General features: G+C 67.9%; 18 protein-coding genes. 15 read left to right on the top strand and 3 right to left on the bottom strand.

The window, feature by feature from the left end; translation table 11 throughout:
- Window positions 1-63 precede the first annotated feature (63 nt).
- On the top strand, window positions 64-621 hold the full coding sequence (gene tssJ, locus ACSQ9A_RS03840; protein ID WP_093110798.1) for a type VI secretion system lipoprotein TssJ: 558 nt from the start codon (window positions 64-66) through the stop codon (window positions 619-621).
- A 6-nt stretch (window positions 622-627) separates the two neighbouring features.
- On the opposite strand, the gene ACSQ9A_RS03845 is transcribed toward tssJ, so the two are convergent.
- The gene (locus ACSQ9A_RS03845) at window positions 628-1719 is read right to left on the bottom strand and encodes a type VI secretion protein IcmF/TssM N-terminal domain-containing protein (protein ID WP_436302746.1); all 1092 of its coding nucleotides are present in this window, start codon (window positions 1717-1719) and stop codon (window positions 628-630) included.
- 24 nt (window positions 1720-1743) lie between these two features.
- Entirely contained in the window at window positions 1744-3069 is a 1326-nt protein-coding gene (locus ACSQ9A_RS03850; RefSeq protein ID WP_436302747.1) for a DotU family type IV/VI secretion system protein, read from the bottom strand.
- Window positions 3070-3306: 237 nt separating this feature from the next.
- Between ACSQ9A_RS03850 and ACSQ9A_RS03855 the strand changes: the two genes are divergently transcribed.
- From ACSQ9A_RS03855 to ACSQ9A_RS03895, 9 genes are all read left to right on the top strand, one after another.
- Window positions 3307-3981: a response regulator transcription factor gene (locus ACSQ9A_RS03855; RefSeq protein ID WP_093110804.1), complete on the top strand. Its 675-nt coding sequence runs from the start codon at window positions 3307-3309 to the stop codon at window positions 3979-3981.
- 150 nt (window positions 3982-4131) lie between these two features.
- Entirely contained in the window at window positions 4132-4443 is a 312-nt protein-coding gene (locus tag ACSQ9A_RS03860; protein WP_436302749.1) for a hypothetical protein, read from the top strand.
- A 9-nt stretch (window positions 4444-4452) separates the two neighbouring features.
- Window positions 4453-4830 carry a hypothetical protein gene (locus ACSQ9A_RS03865; protein ID WP_436302750.1) on the top strand — a complete coding sequence of 126 codons (378 nt, stop codon included), beginning with the start codon at window positions 4453-4455 and terminating at the stop codon, window positions 4828-4830.
- A gap of 183 nt (window positions 4831-5013) precedes the next feature.
- Entirely contained in the window at window positions 5014-5604 is a 591-nt protein-coding gene (locus tag ACSQ9A_RS03870) for a DUF1266 domain-containing protein (RefSeq protein ID WP_436302752.1), read from the top strand.
- A gap of 91 nt (window positions 5605-5695) precedes the next feature.
- Complete coding sequence (locus ACSQ9A_RS03875; protein WP_436302753.1) at window positions 5696-6373, top strand: phosphoglycolate phosphatase; 678 nt, start codon at window positions 5696-5698, stop codon at window positions 6371-6373.
- An 84-nt stretch (window positions 6374-6457) separates the two neighbouring features.
- Complete coding sequence (locus tag ACSQ9A_RS03880; protein ID WP_436302755.1) at window positions 6458-7531, top strand: NAD/NADP octopine/nopaline dehydrogenase family protein; 1074 nt, start codon at window positions 6458-6460, stop codon at window positions 7529-7531.
- Complete coding sequence (locus ACSQ9A_RS03885; protein ID WP_436306250.1) at window positions 7521-8525, top strand: 3-hydroxybutyryl-CoA dehydrogenase; 1005 nt, start codon at window positions 7521-7523, stop codon at window positions 8523-8525. Before ACSQ9A_RS03880 ends, ACSQ9A_RS03885 begins: the two co-directional genes overlap by 11 nt.
- Window positions 8525-9325, top strand: coding sequence for an alpha/beta fold hydrolase (locus ACSQ9A_RS03890; protein ID WP_436295340.1), 801 nt, complete (start codon window positions 8525-8527; stop codon window positions 9323-9325). Before ACSQ9A_RS03885 ends, ACSQ9A_RS03890 begins: the two co-directional genes overlap by 1 nt.
- Entirely contained in the window at window positions 9322-10179 is an 858-nt protein-coding gene (locus ACSQ9A_RS03895) for a quinone oxidoreductase family protein (protein ID WP_436302756.1), read from the top strand. Before ACSQ9A_RS03890 ends, ACSQ9A_RS03895 begins: the two co-directional genes overlap by 4 nt.
- Before the next feature lie 91 nt (window positions 10180-10270).
- On the opposite strand, the gene ACSQ9A_RS03900 is transcribed toward ACSQ9A_RS03895, so the two are convergent.
- Window positions 10271-10750: a MarR family winged helix-turn-helix transcriptional regulator gene (locus ACSQ9A_RS03900; RefSeq protein ID WP_436306251.1), complete on the bottom strand. Its 480-nt coding sequence runs from the start codon at window positions 10748-10750 to the stop codon at window positions 10271-10273.
- Window positions 10751-10887: 137 nt separating this feature from the next.
- On the opposite strand from ACSQ9A_RS03900, the gene ACSQ9A_RS03905 reads away from it, so the two are divergent.
- The 5 genes from ACSQ9A_RS03905 to ACSQ9A_RS03925 are packed head-to-tail and all read left to right on the top strand — an operon-like array spanning window position 10888 to window position 17391.
- Window positions 10888-13071, top strand: coding sequence for a thiamine pyrophosphate-dependent enzyme (locus tag ACSQ9A_RS03905; RefSeq protein WP_436302758.1), 2184 nt, complete (start codon window positions 10888-10890; stop codon window positions 13069-13071).
- A 10-nt stretch (window positions 13072-13081) separates the two neighbouring features.
- Window positions 13082-14581, top strand: coding sequence for an indolepyruvate oxidoreductase subunit beta family protein (locus tag ACSQ9A_RS03910; protein WP_436302759.1), 1500 nt, complete (start codon window positions 13082-13084; stop codon window positions 14579-14581).
- 18 nt (window positions 14582-14599) lie between these two features.
- Entirely contained in the window at window positions 14600-15583 is a 984-nt protein-coding gene (locus tag ACSQ9A_RS03915) for a PDR/VanB family oxidoreductase (protein ID WP_436302761.1), read from the top strand.
- Between the two features lie 15 nt (window positions 15584-15598).
- Window positions 15599-16912, top strand: a complete 1314-nt coding sequence (locus ACSQ9A_RS03920) for an aromatic ring-hydroxylating dioxygenase subunit alpha (protein WP_436302762.1) — start codon at window positions 15599-15601, stop codon at window positions 16910-16912.
- On the top strand, window positions 16912-17391 hold the full coding sequence (locus ACSQ9A_RS03925; protein ID WP_436295331.1) for an aromatic-ring-hydroxylating dioxygenase subunit beta: 480 nt from the start codon (window positions 16912-16914) through the stop codon (window positions 17389-17391). The genes ACSQ9A_RS03920 and ACSQ9A_RS03925 overlap by 1 nt, the downstream gene beginning before the upstream one ends.
- Window positions 17392-17393: the final 2 nt, after the last annotated feature.

Genomic DNA, 17393 nt, shown 5'->3' on the forward strand with positions numbered 1-17393 from the left:
TTCGAGTTCACTAGGGATAATCAAAGATGCTCCCTGACCGGTCAATGCAACGAAGGAAATAGCATGAGAGACCCTGGTACACGCCGTTCGCCCTATGGACGTCTTCAGGATGCGGGGCTTCGGCGCGTACGGGCGGGCCTGGGCATGCTGCTGGCGATCGCGTTCGTTGCCGGTTGTTCGAGCCCTCCGCCGCCGCCGAAGCCCGTGGTCACGCCGATAGCGATGACGCTGGCGGCAGGTGCCGATGCCAACCCCGATGCGCGCGGACGGGCCTCGCCGCTCACGGTGCGCGTCTATGCGCTCAAGACCAGCGGCGCCTTCGAGGCGGCGGATTTCTTCTCGCTGTTCGAGAAAGACCAGGCCACGCTCGGTGCCGAGATGGCCCAGCGCGAAGAACTGCTGCTGCGGCCCGGCGACAGCAAGAAGCTCGAGATGACGCTGGCCGCCGACATCAAGGCGATCGGCGTGATGGCGGCCTACCGTGACCTCGACCGCGCGCGCTGGCGCGAGGTGCGCGCGATCGAGCCGGGCAAGCCGCTCTTGGTCGGCGTCAACTTCGGCGCGCGCCAGATCCAGATCCGCATCGAACCGGCACCACCGCCACCGCCGCCGGCGAAGTAGCCTTTTCTATCCGCGCGCCAGCGGCTGGTCGGCCGGCAGGAAGCGCTGGAACAGGTCCGCGACGAAGGCGTCGTCCTCGCCGTCCGCGGGAGCGGCCACGACATAGAGGCCGCGCCAGTGCGCCGGCGCGAGCGTGCGGCCGAGGCCGTTGTCGAACATGCGCTCCGCCAGCGTGCGCAACCCCGGCTGCAATGCGCGCAGCTGCTCCACGAAGCTGTGAATCGCCAGCCGGCGCGCCGGCTCCGGCTGACTGCGCAGCAAGCCCATGCGCAAGGCATGCAGGCGGTCGGCCATCGGACCAAAGGGATCGTCCGGCCGCGCGCCGGCTGTCGCGTTGTCGGGCAGGCGGTAGCCGAGCGCCTGGACCAGCGCCTCCGGCGGCAAGGCGGAGCGCAGCACGCCGTAGCCGGCGAGCCGCTCCAGGCCGGTCACGACCAGGTAGACCGGCAGGTGCAGCCGCAGATGCTCGGCCGCTTCGTCGACGCGCTGCCGCAGCCGCGTCGCATCGGATGCCAGCGTCTTTGTGTCGCCGAGCAGACCTGCGGCACTCACGCAGACCACGATGCCGTTGAGTGGCTGGCGCTCGCGTTGATGGGCGAGCGCCAGCAAGGCTTGATACCAAAGGCCTCGCTCATGCCGCGAGGCCGGCTCGCGCACCGCGGCCGGGCTGGTTTCGATCGCGATCATCGAGCGCAGGAAGTGCCAGCGCCAGAAGACATCGCCGGCGGTATCGGGCCCCGTCTGCAGCGGCGGTGGCGAGGCGCGGCGGGCCGCGGCCAGCAGCCCGGGCAGTCCGGCCGATTCGTCGCCGATGAACAGGAACCAGGGCTGGTCGTAGAGCGGATTGCGCACCGCGCGCTGCGCCGGCGAACGAAGAAGCAGCTCGCGCGCCTGCGCGATGGCCTGCCGCAGGGCGGCGAGCGCCGCCTGCTCCGAAGGGTTCGACGGCGGGCCGAGGACTGCGATGCGCCGCCGCAGCATCCGCCGCCGCGCGAAGTAGCGCGAGCCCAGCATGAACCACCAGAGAGCGAGAAGCCCCAGCAGGCACAGCGCGAGCAGGGGCCAGTAGTAAGTGGGCAACGGGTGCAGGGCGTTCATGGAAGAAGCTGGTCGCGGCGCTGTTCAGCGCGAGACGGTTTCGAGGAACACGAAATCGGCGATCGGCCGCCCGCCCGCTTCGTTGGCGGCCAGCGATTCGCGCAGCCGTTGAAGATAGGGTGAGGCCAGTTCGAAAGGAGGTCTGTCCGCGGTTTCGTTGAAGGGCACGGGCGAGGAAAGGGCCGTGACCAGCACGGTGCCGAAAGGCGGACTCACAAGCCAGCTCGATGGGATGTCGCGGCCCAGCTCGACGCTTTCGCCGGCGCGCAGGCGGGCCTGGCCGCGGCCCGCGTTGAGATGCATCACGGCGCCGTCGGCGGTGAAGTAGTCGACCCAGAGATAGCCGTCGTAGTCGGCGTTCGTGGCCTGCACCAGCACCAGGTCGCCCTCGCGCAGCCGGCCGTTCTGCGCGCTGAGTGCGGCGACCTTCAGGCCGTACCGCTTGTCGCGATTGCGCGCCTGGTAGGGCTTGAGGATGGCGACGACTTCGCAATGCGGCCAAACGCGCAGCTGGAGCTGGAAGCTCGCCGCGCTCACGCCCGGCATGGCACGCACTTCGCGCTCCACGCGCGCCATGTCTTCCGGCAGCGAGACGAAGCCGCTCACGCGCGTCGCGCCGTCCGCGCCCACCGTGGCGGCGAGGTCGGCGCAGGCGTAGGTCTGGAGCTGCTGCTCGACCCGCTGGGCCAGCGTGGGCGGCGCTTCGCGCGGGCCGTTCAGCATCGAGCCCAGCAGGTACACCAGCGGAATCAGCAGCGCGAGTGCGCCGGCGGCGCGCAGCAGTGCCCGCTCGCGCCGCTCCGGGATGCGCGGACCCGGCGGGTCGGGCACACTGTAGGGCTGGGGCGTGATGCGCTCTACGGCCAGGGTGCCCGGTGCAAGAGGCTGCACCGGCAGTTGCTGACCATGCAGCTCCTTGAGCTTGCCGAGCTCGCCGCTGTCGCCGTTCTCGAAGTAGTACTGGCCCTTGAAGCCGTGGACCAGCGCGTGCCAGTAGATCTCGCGCACCGCGCCGTCGTCGGCCTGCAGCGCCGACAGGTGATGGAAGAACTCGCTGTGCGCGTTGTTGGAATTGAAGAGCTGCACCTGCAGCGGCGTCACGCCGGTGCTCCAGCCGGGATTGCGCGCGACGATCTCGTCGAGCCAGGCGACCATGGCGAAGGACGCCGATTCGATGCGCTGGGCCGGGATGCCCGCGGCCCGGGCCGTGACCCGGGCCTCCTCGAGCAGGTCCAGGGCGCGGCGCTGCACCCCGTCGGGCGTCCGGCCCATGCGCCCGGCGGCGATTGCCGCGTCGAGTTCGAGGCCGAATGAGAACAGGGGACAGAAGCAGTCGAACAGGCGAGCCATGAAACGCTCGCGCTATTCTTCGGTGGCGGTGGGAGCCTTGGGTTTGCGCCTGCATCGATGGCACATGCCGATCTCCCTGTTCTTCGTTGGATGTGGAATTCATTCTTTCAACGCCCCCCAGGGCCCGCCATATCGCTTGGGGACTATGTCGTTCGTGGAGCGGGCGAGTCTTGCCGCGCGCCGCGATCGCCGTTATCTTTGGTATTCGTTGAGTTCATTCACTACGTTGGGGCCGCCATGAAAATCCTGATCGCCGACGACCACCGGCTCGTCATCGAGGCGGTCAAAGCCAAACTGTCGGAAATCGAGCCCGACATCGAGTTCGTTCTGGCGATGAGCGTCGACGAGCTGCTCGCGGGCGCCTCCGACGACATAGACTTGGCCGTGATCGACCTGAACATGCCCGGCGCCGACGGCCAGGCCCACGTGGACGAGATCCGGCGCCGCCACCCGGCCGTGCCCGTCATCGTGCTCTCGGGCTACGAAGACCCCAACATCATGCGCACTGCGCTCGAGCGCGGCGTGCTGGGTTTCATCCCGAAGGCCTACTCGCCCGAGGTCATGCTGTCGGCCGTGCGGCTGGTGCTGGCCGGCGGCGTCTACGTGCCGCCGATGATGCTGTCGGCTGTGCCGCCCGGCATCGTGGCCGGCGTGCCGACCGCGGACGCCATGCAACGCGGATCGGCCGCCGCGGCGGCGCAGACCCTCGAACACCTGCGCAGCGTGCTGACCGAGCGCCAGGTCGAGGTGCTGCAGCTGCTGTCGCAGGGCAAGCCCAACAAGCTGATCGGGCGCGCGCTCGGCATCAGCGAGGGCACGGTCAAGATCCACCTGGCGGCGATCTTCCGCGCGCTCAACGTGCGCAACCGCACCGAGGCGGTGGTGGCGGCCCAGTCGCTCACCGAAGCCTGAGCCTTCGTCCGGCGGTCGCGCCGGAGTCATTCGCTGGTCATTTCCTGGTCGCTGTTTGGTCAGCACGGCAAGGGCGCGCGTCACGCAGACTGTTTCCAGAGCGCGTTCGCGCGGCAGCTGCCCTCACGGCAAACCAACCATCGAGAGACCATGCCCTCCACCATTCCCTACGATCCGTCGCTGACGCTGGGCGCTATCGTCGACCCCGCCGCCTTCGCTACGCTGAGCGAGATCGCCGAACTCGACGCCGAGATCGACGCTGCGCAGGACACCCTGAACTTGTTCATCTCGATGAAGCGCAGCATCGACATGACGGTTCACGAGCTGATCGCCATGGAAGTCGATCCGCACGACGTCAAGGCAAAGAGCGAGCAGATCAAGAAGGAAATCTCCAAGGCGGCGGCGGACTACGCCGCCATCCGGCTGGAGAACGAGGCCAAGATCCGGCCTTTGAAGGCGTAGGTGCACAGCGTGCATCAAGGCCTCGAAGGCCCCATCGACTTCGAGAAAACGACGCTCAAGATGATGGAAATTTCAACGGATTCTCTCAAGATGGAGTCGCAGTACTTCTCGTTCGAGCAGAACGACGAAGGAATGGCAGCAAGCTTGTCCGCCATCAAGGGTCTCATAGCCGGTTCGTCCAGCCATCTCGGCGTCGACGCTGCGACGGAGATGGCGACCGCCGGCGTCAGCCAGGTCGCCAAGCAGCGCAAGGAGCACAACATTGCCGGGACGCTGGTGATTACGGCTGCCTGCACGCACAAGAAGGCCAACGTTCTGGCGCCGACCGTCATCGAGCCGACAAGGCGGCCAGGATCTGGAATCAGGCATTTCCATCAGACAAGCTGAAGCTCGCCGAACCGGCCAGCATGGTGGCGGCGGCAATCTCCGAGGAAGATGGGAAGAGCAAGGTACTCAACCTGCTCACGGGCGCGACCTATGGGTCCAGCTTCGTCGGCATGGTGCATATTCTGCGGAAGGACGCGACAGATATCGGGAAGGCTGCAGGTTCGGACCTGAGCTTGACGGCAATTGCCGAGAGCATGCAGGAGAAGCTCAGGGTCGCGGCCTGGCTCGAGGGAGAGAGCGGCGGCCTCGGCGTCGATCCTGGGAACAGGTTTTCCCGCGGAGAGAGCTGCCTATGCGGCCTGGCGCAGCGGTCACGTCGTCGACTCCGCCGCGTATGCGGCCTTGCAGGAGGTCTGCAGATTCCTGGTGCAGGATGCGCGCGTGGTCGAGGCCAAGCAGATCCAGGATGTTCACCTGAATCCGGTGGCCTGGAAGATCCAGCAGGCGTCCGACCTGGTGCGCCTGGGTTTTTCGGCCGGATATGTATCCAGACTGAACGCGCAAGCTGCGCTCAAGCGGCTGCAGGAGATAGCCCGCGCGCACTACACGTCCTGGGAGGACTTCTCGCTGTCGGGGTTGATCGCCCTGGGCGTGCGCAGCCCGATCGATAGCTTCGATCTGGTTGACTGGCGCAAGATAGCGCGCAGCCACGAGGTGTTGCTTCGAGTGCAGTACAGCACGCTCGCGCATGCCGCGCGCTGGAAGGTTTTCACCCCGGTCTCTGTGCCTTCGAACCGCTGGCTCGAACCGAGCCCGCAGCTGGCCGAGGCCTGAGGCCTGCCGTCGCCGCCGCGAGCCCTGATTGCGACGCGGCAGAATCAAGGCGATTCCGGGCTTCCCACCGCGCGCTTTGACCACCACTCGTTTGCACCTTTCAAACTTCGACGCCGCGATCATCGACCTCGACGGCACCATGGTCGACACCCTCGGCGACTTCGTCGTTGCCTTGAACTGCATGCTCGACGGGCTCGAATTGCGCCAAGTCGCGGCCGAAGCCGTCGCGAACATGGTCGGCAAGGGCTCGGAGCACCTGATCCATTCGGTGCTGCGCCACGTGCGCGACGGCCGCGCCGCCGACAACGCGCTCTTCGACGAGGCTTGGCGCAGCTACCAGCATCACTATCTCGCCATCAACGGCCGGCATTCGGATGTCTATCCCGGCGTCGTCGAGGGGTTGACGGTGCTGCGTGCTCATGGCCTGCGCCTGGCCTGCCTGACCAACAAGCCCACCGCCTTCGCACGCCCGCTGCTCGCCGCCAAGGGACTTGACGGCTACTTCGACGTGATGTTCGGCGGCGACGCCTTCGAGCGCAAGAAGCCCGATCCGCTGCCGCTCGTCAAGACCTGCGAGGCGCTCGCCAGCGCACCGGAGCGCACTCTGATGGTGGGCGATTCGAGCAACGACGCGCGCGCGGCCCGGACGGCGGGCTGCCCGGTGGTGCTGGTGAGCTATGGCTACAACCACGGCGAGCCGGTGCGCGGCGTGGATGCCGACGGCTTCGTCGATTCGCTGGCAGAGCTGGGTCGGGTTCTTGATAGTTGACAATTGAATGGTTGAAAAGTAATGTATCTGCGAACCCGTTGATTTGCGGATCGGCGGCCCGTGGCCTACAACTTCTTCTCGACCATGAAAATCGCCATCCTGGGCGGCGGCCACGGCTGTTACGCCGCCGCTGCCGACCTGTCCGAAGCCGGCCACGAAGTGCGGCTCTGGCGCCGCGACGCCGATGCGCTCGCCGCCGTGCGGCTGGCCGGTTCGATCACGCTGAAGGACGCGCGCGGCGCGCGCGAAGTACCGATCGCGCTGGCGACCGCCGACATCGGCGAGGCTTTGCGTGGAGCGATTCTGATCGTGATCCCGACGCCGGCCGTGGCGCAGGAAGACATCGCCCGCGCCATGGCGCCGCATCTGGTCGATGGCCAGGTGGTGTTCCTGCCGCCCGGCACCTTCGGCAGCTTCGTGATGGCGCGCATCGCCAAGGAAGCCGGCAGCCGCGCCGATGTCGCCTGGGCTGAGACCGGCACGCTGCCTTACCTGGCGCGCAAGCACGGCGAGCGCGAGGTCAACGTCACGATTCGCGCCATTCGCCTGCCGACCGGCGTGTACCCGGCGCGCAACGCGCAGCAGGCGCTGGAAGTGATCCGCCAGGCCTATCCGAGCGTGCATGGCTGCGGCGATGCGCTGTCGGGCGCGCTGATGAACGCCGGGCCGGTCATTCATCCGCCCCTGATGGTGATGAACGCCGCGCCGCTGCAGCACTTCGAGCGCTGGGACATCCACAACGAGGGCACGCAGCGCGCGGTGCGCGACGTGACCGATCGGCTCGACCAGGAGCGCATCGCCGTGCGCGAGGCCTTCGGGCAGGGCGCGCCGCACTATCCGCTGGCCGACCACTACAACAACGACCAGTGGATGTACGGCGATGCGCACAAGCAGCTTATCAAGTCGGGCGACTGGCGCGAGAACATCGACCTCTACGCCCACCGCTACATCACCGAAGACACCGAGCTGGGCCTGGCCTTCCTCGCCTCGGCGGCGCGCTATGCAGGCGTCGATGCGCCGATTGCGCACGGCCTGCTGGCCATCGTCGGCGGCTTCCTCGGCCGCGATCTGCGCCGGGGCCCGCGCACCTTCGAGCGACTAGGCCTTGCCGTCCTCGACAAGGCCGAGCTGAAGAAGAGGCTGCATGATGGCGAATGAGACGCCGGCGCCGCGCTTTGCCGCCGTCGGCGCGGGCCGCATGGGCCGCGGCATCGCGATCGCCTTCGCCTATGCGGGCCATCGCATCGCATTGGTCGACCTGCGCCCGCGCAGCGACGAGGCCTGGCAGAAGCTGCGCGCCGAAGCGCGGGCCGAGATCGAAGCCAGCCTCTCGGGGCTCGCACAACTTGGCGTCGTCGAGGCTGCGCAGGTGAGTGCGATTGCCGACCGCGTCGAGCTCGTGAAGGCCGCCGACGCGCCGCGCGCGTTGGGCCAGGCCGAGCTGGTCTTCGAAGGCGTGCCCGAGACGCTGGAGGCCAAGCGCGAGGCCTTCGAGCAGCTCAACCGGCATTGCCGCGGCGACGCGATCCTGACCTCCACCACCAGCAGCATCCTGGTCACGCAGCTCGCGGCGCTGGTGAAGAGGCCGGAGCGCTTCCTGAACATGCACTGGCTCAATCCGGCCTACGTGATCCCTGTGGTGGAGCTGAGCTGTCACCCGGGCACCGATGCCGCGGTGCTGGCGCGCACCAAGCAACTGATGGAGCAGATCGGCAAGCTGCCGGTGGTCTGCGGCGCTTCGCCCGGCTACATCGTGCCGCGGCTGCAGGCGCTGGTGATGAACGAGGCGGCGCGGATGATCGAGGAGGGCGCGGCCACCGCCGAGGAGATCGACAAGGCCACGCGCTACGGCCTGGGCCTGCGCTTCGCGGCGCTCGGCGTGGTGGAGTTCATCGACTTCGGCGGCTGCGACATCCTGCACCATGCGAGCCGCGAGATGTCGGCATCGATCGACAAGGGGCGCTACGCTGCGCCGGCCATCGTCGATCGCATGGTGGCCGAAGGCCGGCTGGGCCTGAAGACCGGCAGCGGCTTTTACGATTACGACGGCCGCGATGTCGCGGCCTACCGGCGCGACGTGCTTGCGCGCACGCTGGGCATGCTCCGGCATACGGGGCTCTGGCAGCCACCGGCCGACAAGACACAGCCATGATGAAGGTCCGCCGCGCGTTCGCAGATCTGTCGGTCGGGCAGGTGCACTACGCGAGCTGCGGCGATCCGCGCGCCGAGACGGTGCTGCTGCTGCACCAGTCCCCGCGCAGCTGGGCCGAGTACCGGCACGTGCTGCCCTTGGTCGGAGAGCGCTTCCGGGCAGTGGCGATGGACACCGCGGGCTTCGGCGACTCCGACGCCGGACCGGCGCCCGCGAGCATCGAGCAGTGGGCGCGCGTCGCGGTCGAGCTGCTCGATGCCCTGGGCATTGCACGCGCGCACGTTGTGGGCCACCACACGGGCGGCGTCATCGCAGTCGAGCTGGCTGCCTCCTTCGCGGACCGGGTGCATGGGCTGGTGTTGTCTTCCACGCCCTACACCGATGCGGCCTTCCGCCGCGCCCGCGCCGAGCGGCCGCCGATCGACGAGGTGGCGCCGAGCACCGACGGCAGCCATCTCGCGGCGCTGTGGCAGAAGCGGCAGTCCTTCTACCCGCCGAACCGGCCCGAGCTGCTGGAAGCCTTCGTGCGCGATGCGCTCAGGGTCGGCGAGCGGCTGGAGGAGGGGCACCGGGCCGTCGCGTCCTATCGGATGGAGGATCGCATCGCGAAGATCGCGCAGCCGACGCTGATCCTGCGCGCCACCGAGGATCCTTTCGCTGCGCCGCACGCAGCCGAACTGCAGGCGCATCTGCCGCATGCGCGCATCGTCGACATCGCCGGCGGCATGGTGCCCCTGCCCGACCAGATGCCCGAAGCCTTCGCCGCGGCGGTGCTCGATTTCCTGGAGACGCTGCCATGAAGGCCGTGCGCATCCACGGCTTCGGTGCGGCGCCGGTGCTCGAAGAGATGGAAGACCCGCAGCCCCGCGCCGGCCGCACGATCGTCCGTATGGCCGCGGCCACTGTGGGGCATATCGATCGCACGGTCTGGAGCGGCGGCTTTCTCCGGCATCCGCCGCTGCCTTACGTCCCGGGCGTCGAGGCCGCGGGGATCGTGGTGGCGAGCGAACGCTACACGGCGGGCCAGCGCGTCTGGCTGCGCGGCGCAGGCCTCGGCACCACCGCCGACGGCACCTGGTGCGAGCTGATCGATGCGCCCGATGAGGCGCTGGGCCTTCTTCCCGACGAGGTCGACATGGCCCTCGGCTCGGCCTTCTTCTCGCCCTGCACCTCGGCCTGGGTCGCGCTGCATGAGATCGCGAAGCTCCAGGCCGGCGAGCGGGTGCTGGTGACCGGTGCCTCCGGCGCGGTCGGGTCGATGGTGTTGCAGCTGGCGCGCGATGCGGGCGCCGAAGTGATCACCGATGCCGGCGCGCCGGTGACGCTCCTGGTCGATACCGTCGGCGGGCCGGTGCTCGAAGCGGCTTTGCCCGGCGTGGCGCCCGGCGGCCGCGCGGTGCTGGTCGGCTACACGGCCGGCAACACGCTGGCGCTGGACATCGCGCATTTCCTGCAGCGCGACGTGGCGCTGCTGCCGCTCAACATGTTCAGGCGCGAGGCTGCGGGACGGGCCGCTGCGCCCGAACTGCTGGCGCGCCTGGGCGATGGGCGGCTGAAGCTCGATGTGAAGCGCTTCCGGCTCGACGAGGCGGCCACGGCGCTCGAATGGATCACGAAGCGCGGGCATCGTGGCAGAGCGGTCCTGGTGCCGTGAAGTTCACCATCACCACCCGTTCGGGCTGAGCTTGTCGAAGCCGCGCACAAGGCTTCGACAAGCTCAGCCCGAACGGTCAGGGGAGATGGGGCTACTCGTCGTCCGTATCCGTCTCCAGCGGCACGCGCGCATGCAGCTCGATCATCTGCCGCAAGGTGGTCTTCAGCTCCTCGGCGCGCAGCAGGCCGAAGGGCTCCAGCACCCGCAGCTCATGCTCCCTGGCGAGCTCCATCAGGTGCTCCACCGTCTTGGCGCCCTTGCGTGTGATGCGCACCAGCGTAATGCGCCGATCACTGTCATGGGGCAGGCGCTCGACCTGGCCCTTGGATTCCATGCGGTCCAGAAGGCGCGTCACCGTCGGCTGCTTGGTCACCGTGACCTGGGCCAGCTGCCCGATGCTGATCGGCTCGCCGCCCGCCAGCGAGGCCATCACCCGCCACTCGGAGACCGAGAAACCGTGCTGGCGCGCGACCACGTGGAACTCCGTAGAGATCAGCTGGCTGGCCTGCGCCAGCAGCGCCGGCAGGTAGTCGTCGACGAAGCGCAGCGGCTTAGCGGGCTTCGTCGCCATGAAGGGCCCCCGGGTCTGCGGCAGGCACGCAGCTTGCATGTCTAGGGTAATTCATGATTGTGGATACATTCAGTTGTCAACATTATATGGACTGCACGATGAGGCGGCCAATGCCGTCATGAGGAACAAGGCACATCATGGCTGAACGATCGTTCGTCGAGGAGGTCAAGAAACTCCGACTTTCGGAGGGGGAGCTGTTCCGGGGCGAAGGCATTCTGGCCGTCACCAAGGCGCTGCTCGAATCGGGTGTTTCCTATGTCGCGGGCTACCAGGGGGCGCCCATTTCGCACTTGATGGACGTGCTGGCCGACGCCCAGGACATCCTGGCCGAGCAGGGCATCCGCTTCGAGAACAGCGCGAGCGAGGCCACGGCCGCCGCCACGCTGGCCGCCTCGGTCAACTACCCGCTGCGCGGCGCCGTGACCTTCAAGGCGACGGTGGGCACCAATGTGGCCTCCGACGCGCTGGCCAACCTGGCTTCGGGCGGCGTGACCGGCGGCGCGCTGGTCATCGTGGGCGAGGACTACGGCGAGGGCTCCTCGATCATGCAGGAGCGCAGCCACGCCTTCGCGATGAAGTCGCAGATCTGGCTGCTCGATCCGCGGCCCAACCTGCCCTGCATCGTCGACGCCGTGAAGAAGGGCTTCGAGCTTTCGGAGGCCAGCCACACGCCGGTGATGCTGCAGCTGCGCATCCGCGCCTGCCATGTGCACGGGCAGTTCGTGGCCGGCGCCAACCGGCGGCCCGCCTTCACGATCAAGGATGCGCTCGAGAACCCGCAGCGCGACGTCAGCCGCATCGTGCTGCCGCCGGCCAGCTTCTTGCACGAGCAAGAGAAGGTGAAGGACCGCTGGCCCGCCGCGGTGCGCTTCATCGAAGACAACAGGCTCAACGAGTTCTTCTCGGAAGACGCCGACGACATCGGCATCATCGTGCAGGGCGGCAGCTACAACACCCTCGTGCGTGCACTCGAACGCCTGGGCCTGGCCGACGTCTACGGCAACAGCCGGGTGCCGCTCTACGTGATGAACGTGGCCTACCCGGTCATCGAGAGCGAGGTGCTGCGCTTCTGCGAAGGCAAGCGCGCGGTCTTGATCGTCGAAGAGGGTCAACCCAACTTCGTCGAGCAGAACCTCGCGACCATCCTGCGCCAGGCCGGCTCGACCACGGCGCTGCACGGCAAGGACATGCTGCCGGTGGCCGGCGAATACACCGCGGCCGAACTGCTCAAGGGCGCGCGCAGCTTCGGCGAGCGCTACGGCCGGTTGCAGCCGCTGCCGGTGTCCGCGCCGGTGCGCAGGGTGATCCCGCTCATCGAGGTCGCCGACGTCGGTGTCGATGGCGCGCCCGAACCGGCCCTGCCGCTGGACGAGAACGTGCATGCACGCCCGCCGGGCTTCTGCACGGGGTGCCCCGAGCGCCCGATCTTCAGCGCAATGAAGCTGGTGGAGCGCGAGCTCGGGCCCCACCACGTGAGCGCCGACATCGGCTGCCACCTGTTCTCGATCCTGCCGCCCTTCAACATCGGCAACACCACCATGGGCTACGGCCTGGGCGGCGCCGGCGCCGCCGCGCTCAACGCGCCGGCGGGCAAGCGCGCGATCTCGATGATGGGCGACGGCGGCTTCTGGCACAACGGGCTGACCAGCGGCGTCGCCAACGCGGTCTTCAACAAGAGCGACAACCTGACCATCGTGGTCGACAACAACTACACCTCGGCCACCGGCGGCCAGGACATCCTGTCGTCCACCGCGCGCAACGCGACGCGCAGCACCGGCCACGAGATCGAGCGCGCGGTGCGCGGCGTGGGCGTGAAGTGGGTGCGGACGATCCGCCGCACCTACGACGTCGCAGGCATGCGCGACGCGCTCAAGGAGGCGCTGACCACCAAGGAGAAGGGCCCCAAGGTGCTGATCGCGCAGTCCGAATGCATGCTCAACAAGCAGCGCCGCGAGAAGCCGCTGGTGCGCAAGGCCATCGCCGAGGGCAAGCGCGTGGTGCGCGACAAGTTCGGCGTCGATTCCGACACCTGCACCGGCGACCACTCGTGCATCCGGCTTTCGGGCTGCCCGTCGCTGTCGATCAAGGCCAATCCCGATCCGCTGCGCACCGATCCGGTCGCGACCGTGCTCGACAGCTGCGTCGGTTGCGGCAACTGCGGCGATGTCTCGCATGCCGCGGTGCTGTGCCCGTCGTTCTACAAGGCGCAGATCGTCAGCAACCCGAACGGCTGGGACCGCTTGCGCGAACGCGTGCGCGGCGCGGTGATCGGCTGGCTCCAACGTGGCGAGGCGAAACGCCGCGCCGAGTACGCCTTCTGATGGCCACGCGATGACGCAACAACAACCTATCAAGATAGCGATCCTCGCCATGGGCGGCGAGGGCGGCGGCGTGCTGGCCGACTGGATCGTCGACATGGGCGAGGGCAACGGCTACGTCGCGCAGACCACCTCGGTGCCGGGCGTGGCCCAGCGCACCGGCGCGACCATCTACTACGTCGAGCTCTACCCCGAGGCGCAGGCCCAGGCCGACGGCGGCCGGCCGGTGCTGGCGCTGATGCCGTTGCCCGGCGACGTCGACGTGGTGCTGGCCTCGGAGCTGATGGAAGCCGGCCGCGCGGTGCAGCGCGGGCTGGTCACGCGCGAGCGCACCACGCTGGTCGCGTCGACGCACCGCGTCTATTCGATCGCCGAGAAGAGCGCGATGGGCGACGGGCGCGTCGACAGCGCGCAGCTGCTCGCGCATGCGGACAAGGCCGCCAAGCGCTTCATCCGTTTCGACATGGCGCAGGCCGCCGAAGACGCGGGCAGCGTGATCAGTGCGGTGCTGTTCGGCGCGCTCGCCGGCGCCGGCGTGCTGCCCTTCAGCCGCGCGAAGTTCGAGGCCACCATCGAGCGCGGCGGCGTCGGCGTCAAGCCGAGCCTCAAGGCCTTCGGCGCTGCCTTCGTGCGTGCGCAAAGTGCAGCGGTGGAAGAGGCGCCGATGGACCTGCCCGCCGCCGCGCCGCAGCCGAAACATCCCGCCGTGCGCGCACTGGTCGAGCGCGTGCAGCGCGACTTTCCCGCCTCTGTGCACCCAGTGCTGCTGGAAGGCGTGCGCCGGCTCATCGACTACCAGGACCTGGCCTACGCAGCCCTCTACCTCGATCGCGCGGCCGCGATCGCCGCGCTGCCGAGCAACGACGATCACCGCCTGCTGCGCGAGACCGCGCGCCACCTGGCGCTGTGGATGTCCTACGAGGACACGGCCCGCGTCGCGGCGCTCAAGACCCGCTCCTCGCGCTTCGAGCGCGTGCGCGGCGAGGCCGGCGTGAAGGGCGGGCAGGTGCTCGCGATCAACGAGTACATGCACCCCCGCCTGCAGGAGATCTGCGAGACGCTGCCGGCCGGCATCGGGCGCTGGCTGATGAATTCGAGCCTGCCCCGCAAGCTGGTGGAGCGGCTCACGCGGAAGGGCCGTGTGATCCAGACCAGCTCGCTGCACGGCTACCTGATGCTGCGCACCGTCGCCGCGATGAAGCGCTGGCGCCGGTCCACGCTGCGCTATGCCGAGGAGAACCGCCGCATCGAGGAATGGCTGCAGCGCATCGCCGCGACCGCAGTGCGGCATCCCGAACTCGCGGTCGAAGTCGCGCAGTGCCAGCGCCTGGTCAAGGGCTACAGCGACACCCACGAACGCGGCCTGCGCAACTACGACACGGTGATGGCCGCCTTCCAGCGCGCCGGCGCGGGGCTCGCGCCGGCCACCTTGCGCGAACTGCGCGACGCCGCGCTCGCCGATGAACACGGGCACAAACTGCAAGCCGCGCTGGCGCAGCATGCGCTGGCCTGAACAAGGGATGCGAACACCATGACCGCCACCCTCCAACTGCGCGTCGTCGAGGCGCGCGAACTGAATCCGCTGATCCGGATGCTGCGCCTGAAGGCCGACGATGGCAGCGCCTTGCCGGGCTATGCCGCCGGCGCCCACATCCGCGTCCAGGTGGCATTGCCCGACGGCACGCAGGACTGGCGCCACTACTCGCTCATCAACTTCGCGACCGCGCGCAACGCCACCAACGCGCCCGCCGAGTACCGGATCGCTGTGCGCAAGGAGGCCGATGGCCGCGGCGGCTCGCGCTTCATGCACGAGCGCGTGAAGGAAGGTGAGCTGCTCACCATCGAGGCGCCGAAGAACGACTTCCCGCTGCACACCGGCCCTGGCGGCACGGTGCTGGTCGCGGGTGGCATCGGCGTCACGCCGCTTGCGAGCATGGCCGCACGCCGCCGGGCCGAAGGCGCGCCAGTGCGCATGCACTACGCGGGCCGAAGCCAGGAGCTGATGGCCTTCCTGCCGGAGCTGCGGGCGTTGCTGGGCGAAGATCTTCGCGTCCACGCCGACGCCGAAGCCGGCGGACCGCTCGACATCGACGCCTTGCTCGACGACTGCCCGGCAGGCGACCGCCTCTATGTCTGCGGCCCCAAGGTGATGCTCGATGCCGTGCTGGCCCGCACCCAGGCCCGCGGCTGGGAACACGACCGCGTGCACTTCGAACTCTTCACCACCTCGGTGGCCGAGGAGGGCGACCAGGCTTTCGAGGTGGAACTGGCGCAATCGGGCCAGCGCTTTACGGTTCCGGCCGATCAGAGCATCCTCGACTGCCTGATCGAGCACGGCTGCGATCCCATGTTCGATTGCAAGCGCGGCGAATGCGGCGTGTGCACGACGGCCGTGCTCGCGGGCGAGATCGACCATCGTGACTACGTGCTGAGCGCGCGCGAAAAGGCGGAAGGCAACGTCATGCAGATCTGCATCTCGCGCGCCAAGGGGCCGCGGCTGGTGCTGGACATCTGAAGGAGCAGCAGGAACATGACTTCGTACCGAGGCAACCCCGATGCCGTGCGCGCGCTGGTCCAGGCCGACCGCGTGCACCGCGACCTGTACACCAGCCAGGAGCTGTTCGAGCTGGAGCAGGAGCACTTTTTCGCCAACACCTGGAACTACGCCGGGCACGAAAGCCAGCTTCCCAAGCCGGGCGACTGGATCAGCAACGAGATCGCCGGCCGGCCGCTGATCATCGTGCGCCACACCGACGGCTCGGTGCGCGCCATGATGAACCGCTGCGCGCACAAGGGCTCGCGGCTGGTGACGGCACCCTGCGGCAACACCGGCAAGTTCTTTCGCTGCCCCTACCACGCCTGGACCTTCAAGACCGACGGCTCGCTGCTCGCAATCCCGCTCAAGAACGGCTATGAAGGCACGCAGCTGCACGAGTGCGAATCGGCCAAGGGCCTGACCACGATCCGCAATGTGCGCAGCTACCGCGGCTTCATCTTCGTCAAGATCAACGACGTGGGGCCGGATTTCGAGGACTACTTCGGCGACTCGCTGAGCTCCATCGACAACATGGCCGACCGTTCGCCCGAGGGAGAGCTCGAGATCGCCGGCGGCTGCCTGCGCTTCATGCACCAGTGCAACTGGAAGATGTTCGTCGAGAACCTCAACGACACCATGCACCCGATGGTGGCGCACGAGTCATCGGCCGGCACCGCCAAGCGCATGTGGGCCGACAAGCCGGCCGACGAGCCGAAGCCGATGGCCGTCGAGCAGTTCGTGCCCTTCATGTCGGACTACAAGTTCTTCGAGGACATGGGCATCCGCATCTACGACAACGGTCACAGTTTCACGGGCGTGCACTTCAGCATTCACAGCAAGTACAAGGCGATTCCCGCCTACGACGATGCGATGAAGGCGAAGTACGGCGAGGAGCGCACCGCGCAGATCCTCGGCATGGCGCGGCACAACACTGTGTACTACCCGAACCTCACGATCAAGGGCGCGATCCAGGCGATCCGCGTGGTGAAGCCGATCGCGGTCGACAAGACGCTGATCGAGAGCTGGACCTTCCGCCTGAAGGGCGCGCCGCCCGAGCTGCTCGCGCGCACCACCATGTACAACCGGCTCATCAACTCGCCCTTCTCGGTCGTCGGCCACGACGACCTGCAGGCCTACCGCGGCATCCAGGCCGGGCTGCATGCGAGCGGCAACGAGTGGGTCAGCTTGCACCGCAACTACGACCCTGCCGAGCTGGCCGGTGGCGAGATCACGACAGGCGGAACCAACGAACTGCCGATGCGCAACCAGTACAGAAGCTGGGCGCGCTACATGACGGAGACCATGTGATGGCCGTCACCCACCAGGACCTGATCGACTTCGTCGTCCACGAGTCGCGCATGCTCGACGCCAAGCGCTTCGACGAGTGGAATGCGCTCTTCACCGACGATGCCTACTACTGGGTGCCGCTGGTGCCAGACCAGGAAGACGGCATCAACCACACATCGCATCTCTACGAAGACAAGCTTCTACGCGACCTGCGCGTCGAGCGTCTCAAGAGCCCGCGTGCGTTCTCTCAGCAGCCGCCGAGCCGCTGCCATCACCTGCTGCAGACGCCCACGGTCGAGGAGTTCGACGAGGCCGGCAATCGCTATGTGCTGCGCACCGAGTTCCACTACACCGAATCGCAGGGCGACGAACTGCAGTTCTACGTCGGCACCTTCTTCCATCACCTCAGCGTGGTAGACGGCGCCTTGCGCATGACGCAGAAGCGCGTCAACCTGCTCAACTGCGACGCGGCCCTGCCGGCCGTGCAGCTCTTCATCTAGGG

The organism is Variovorax sp. LjRoot290 (genome assembly GCF_964253985.1).
GTDB lineage: Bacteria > Pseudomonadota > Gammaproteobacteria > Burkholderiales > Burkholderiaceae_C > Variovorax.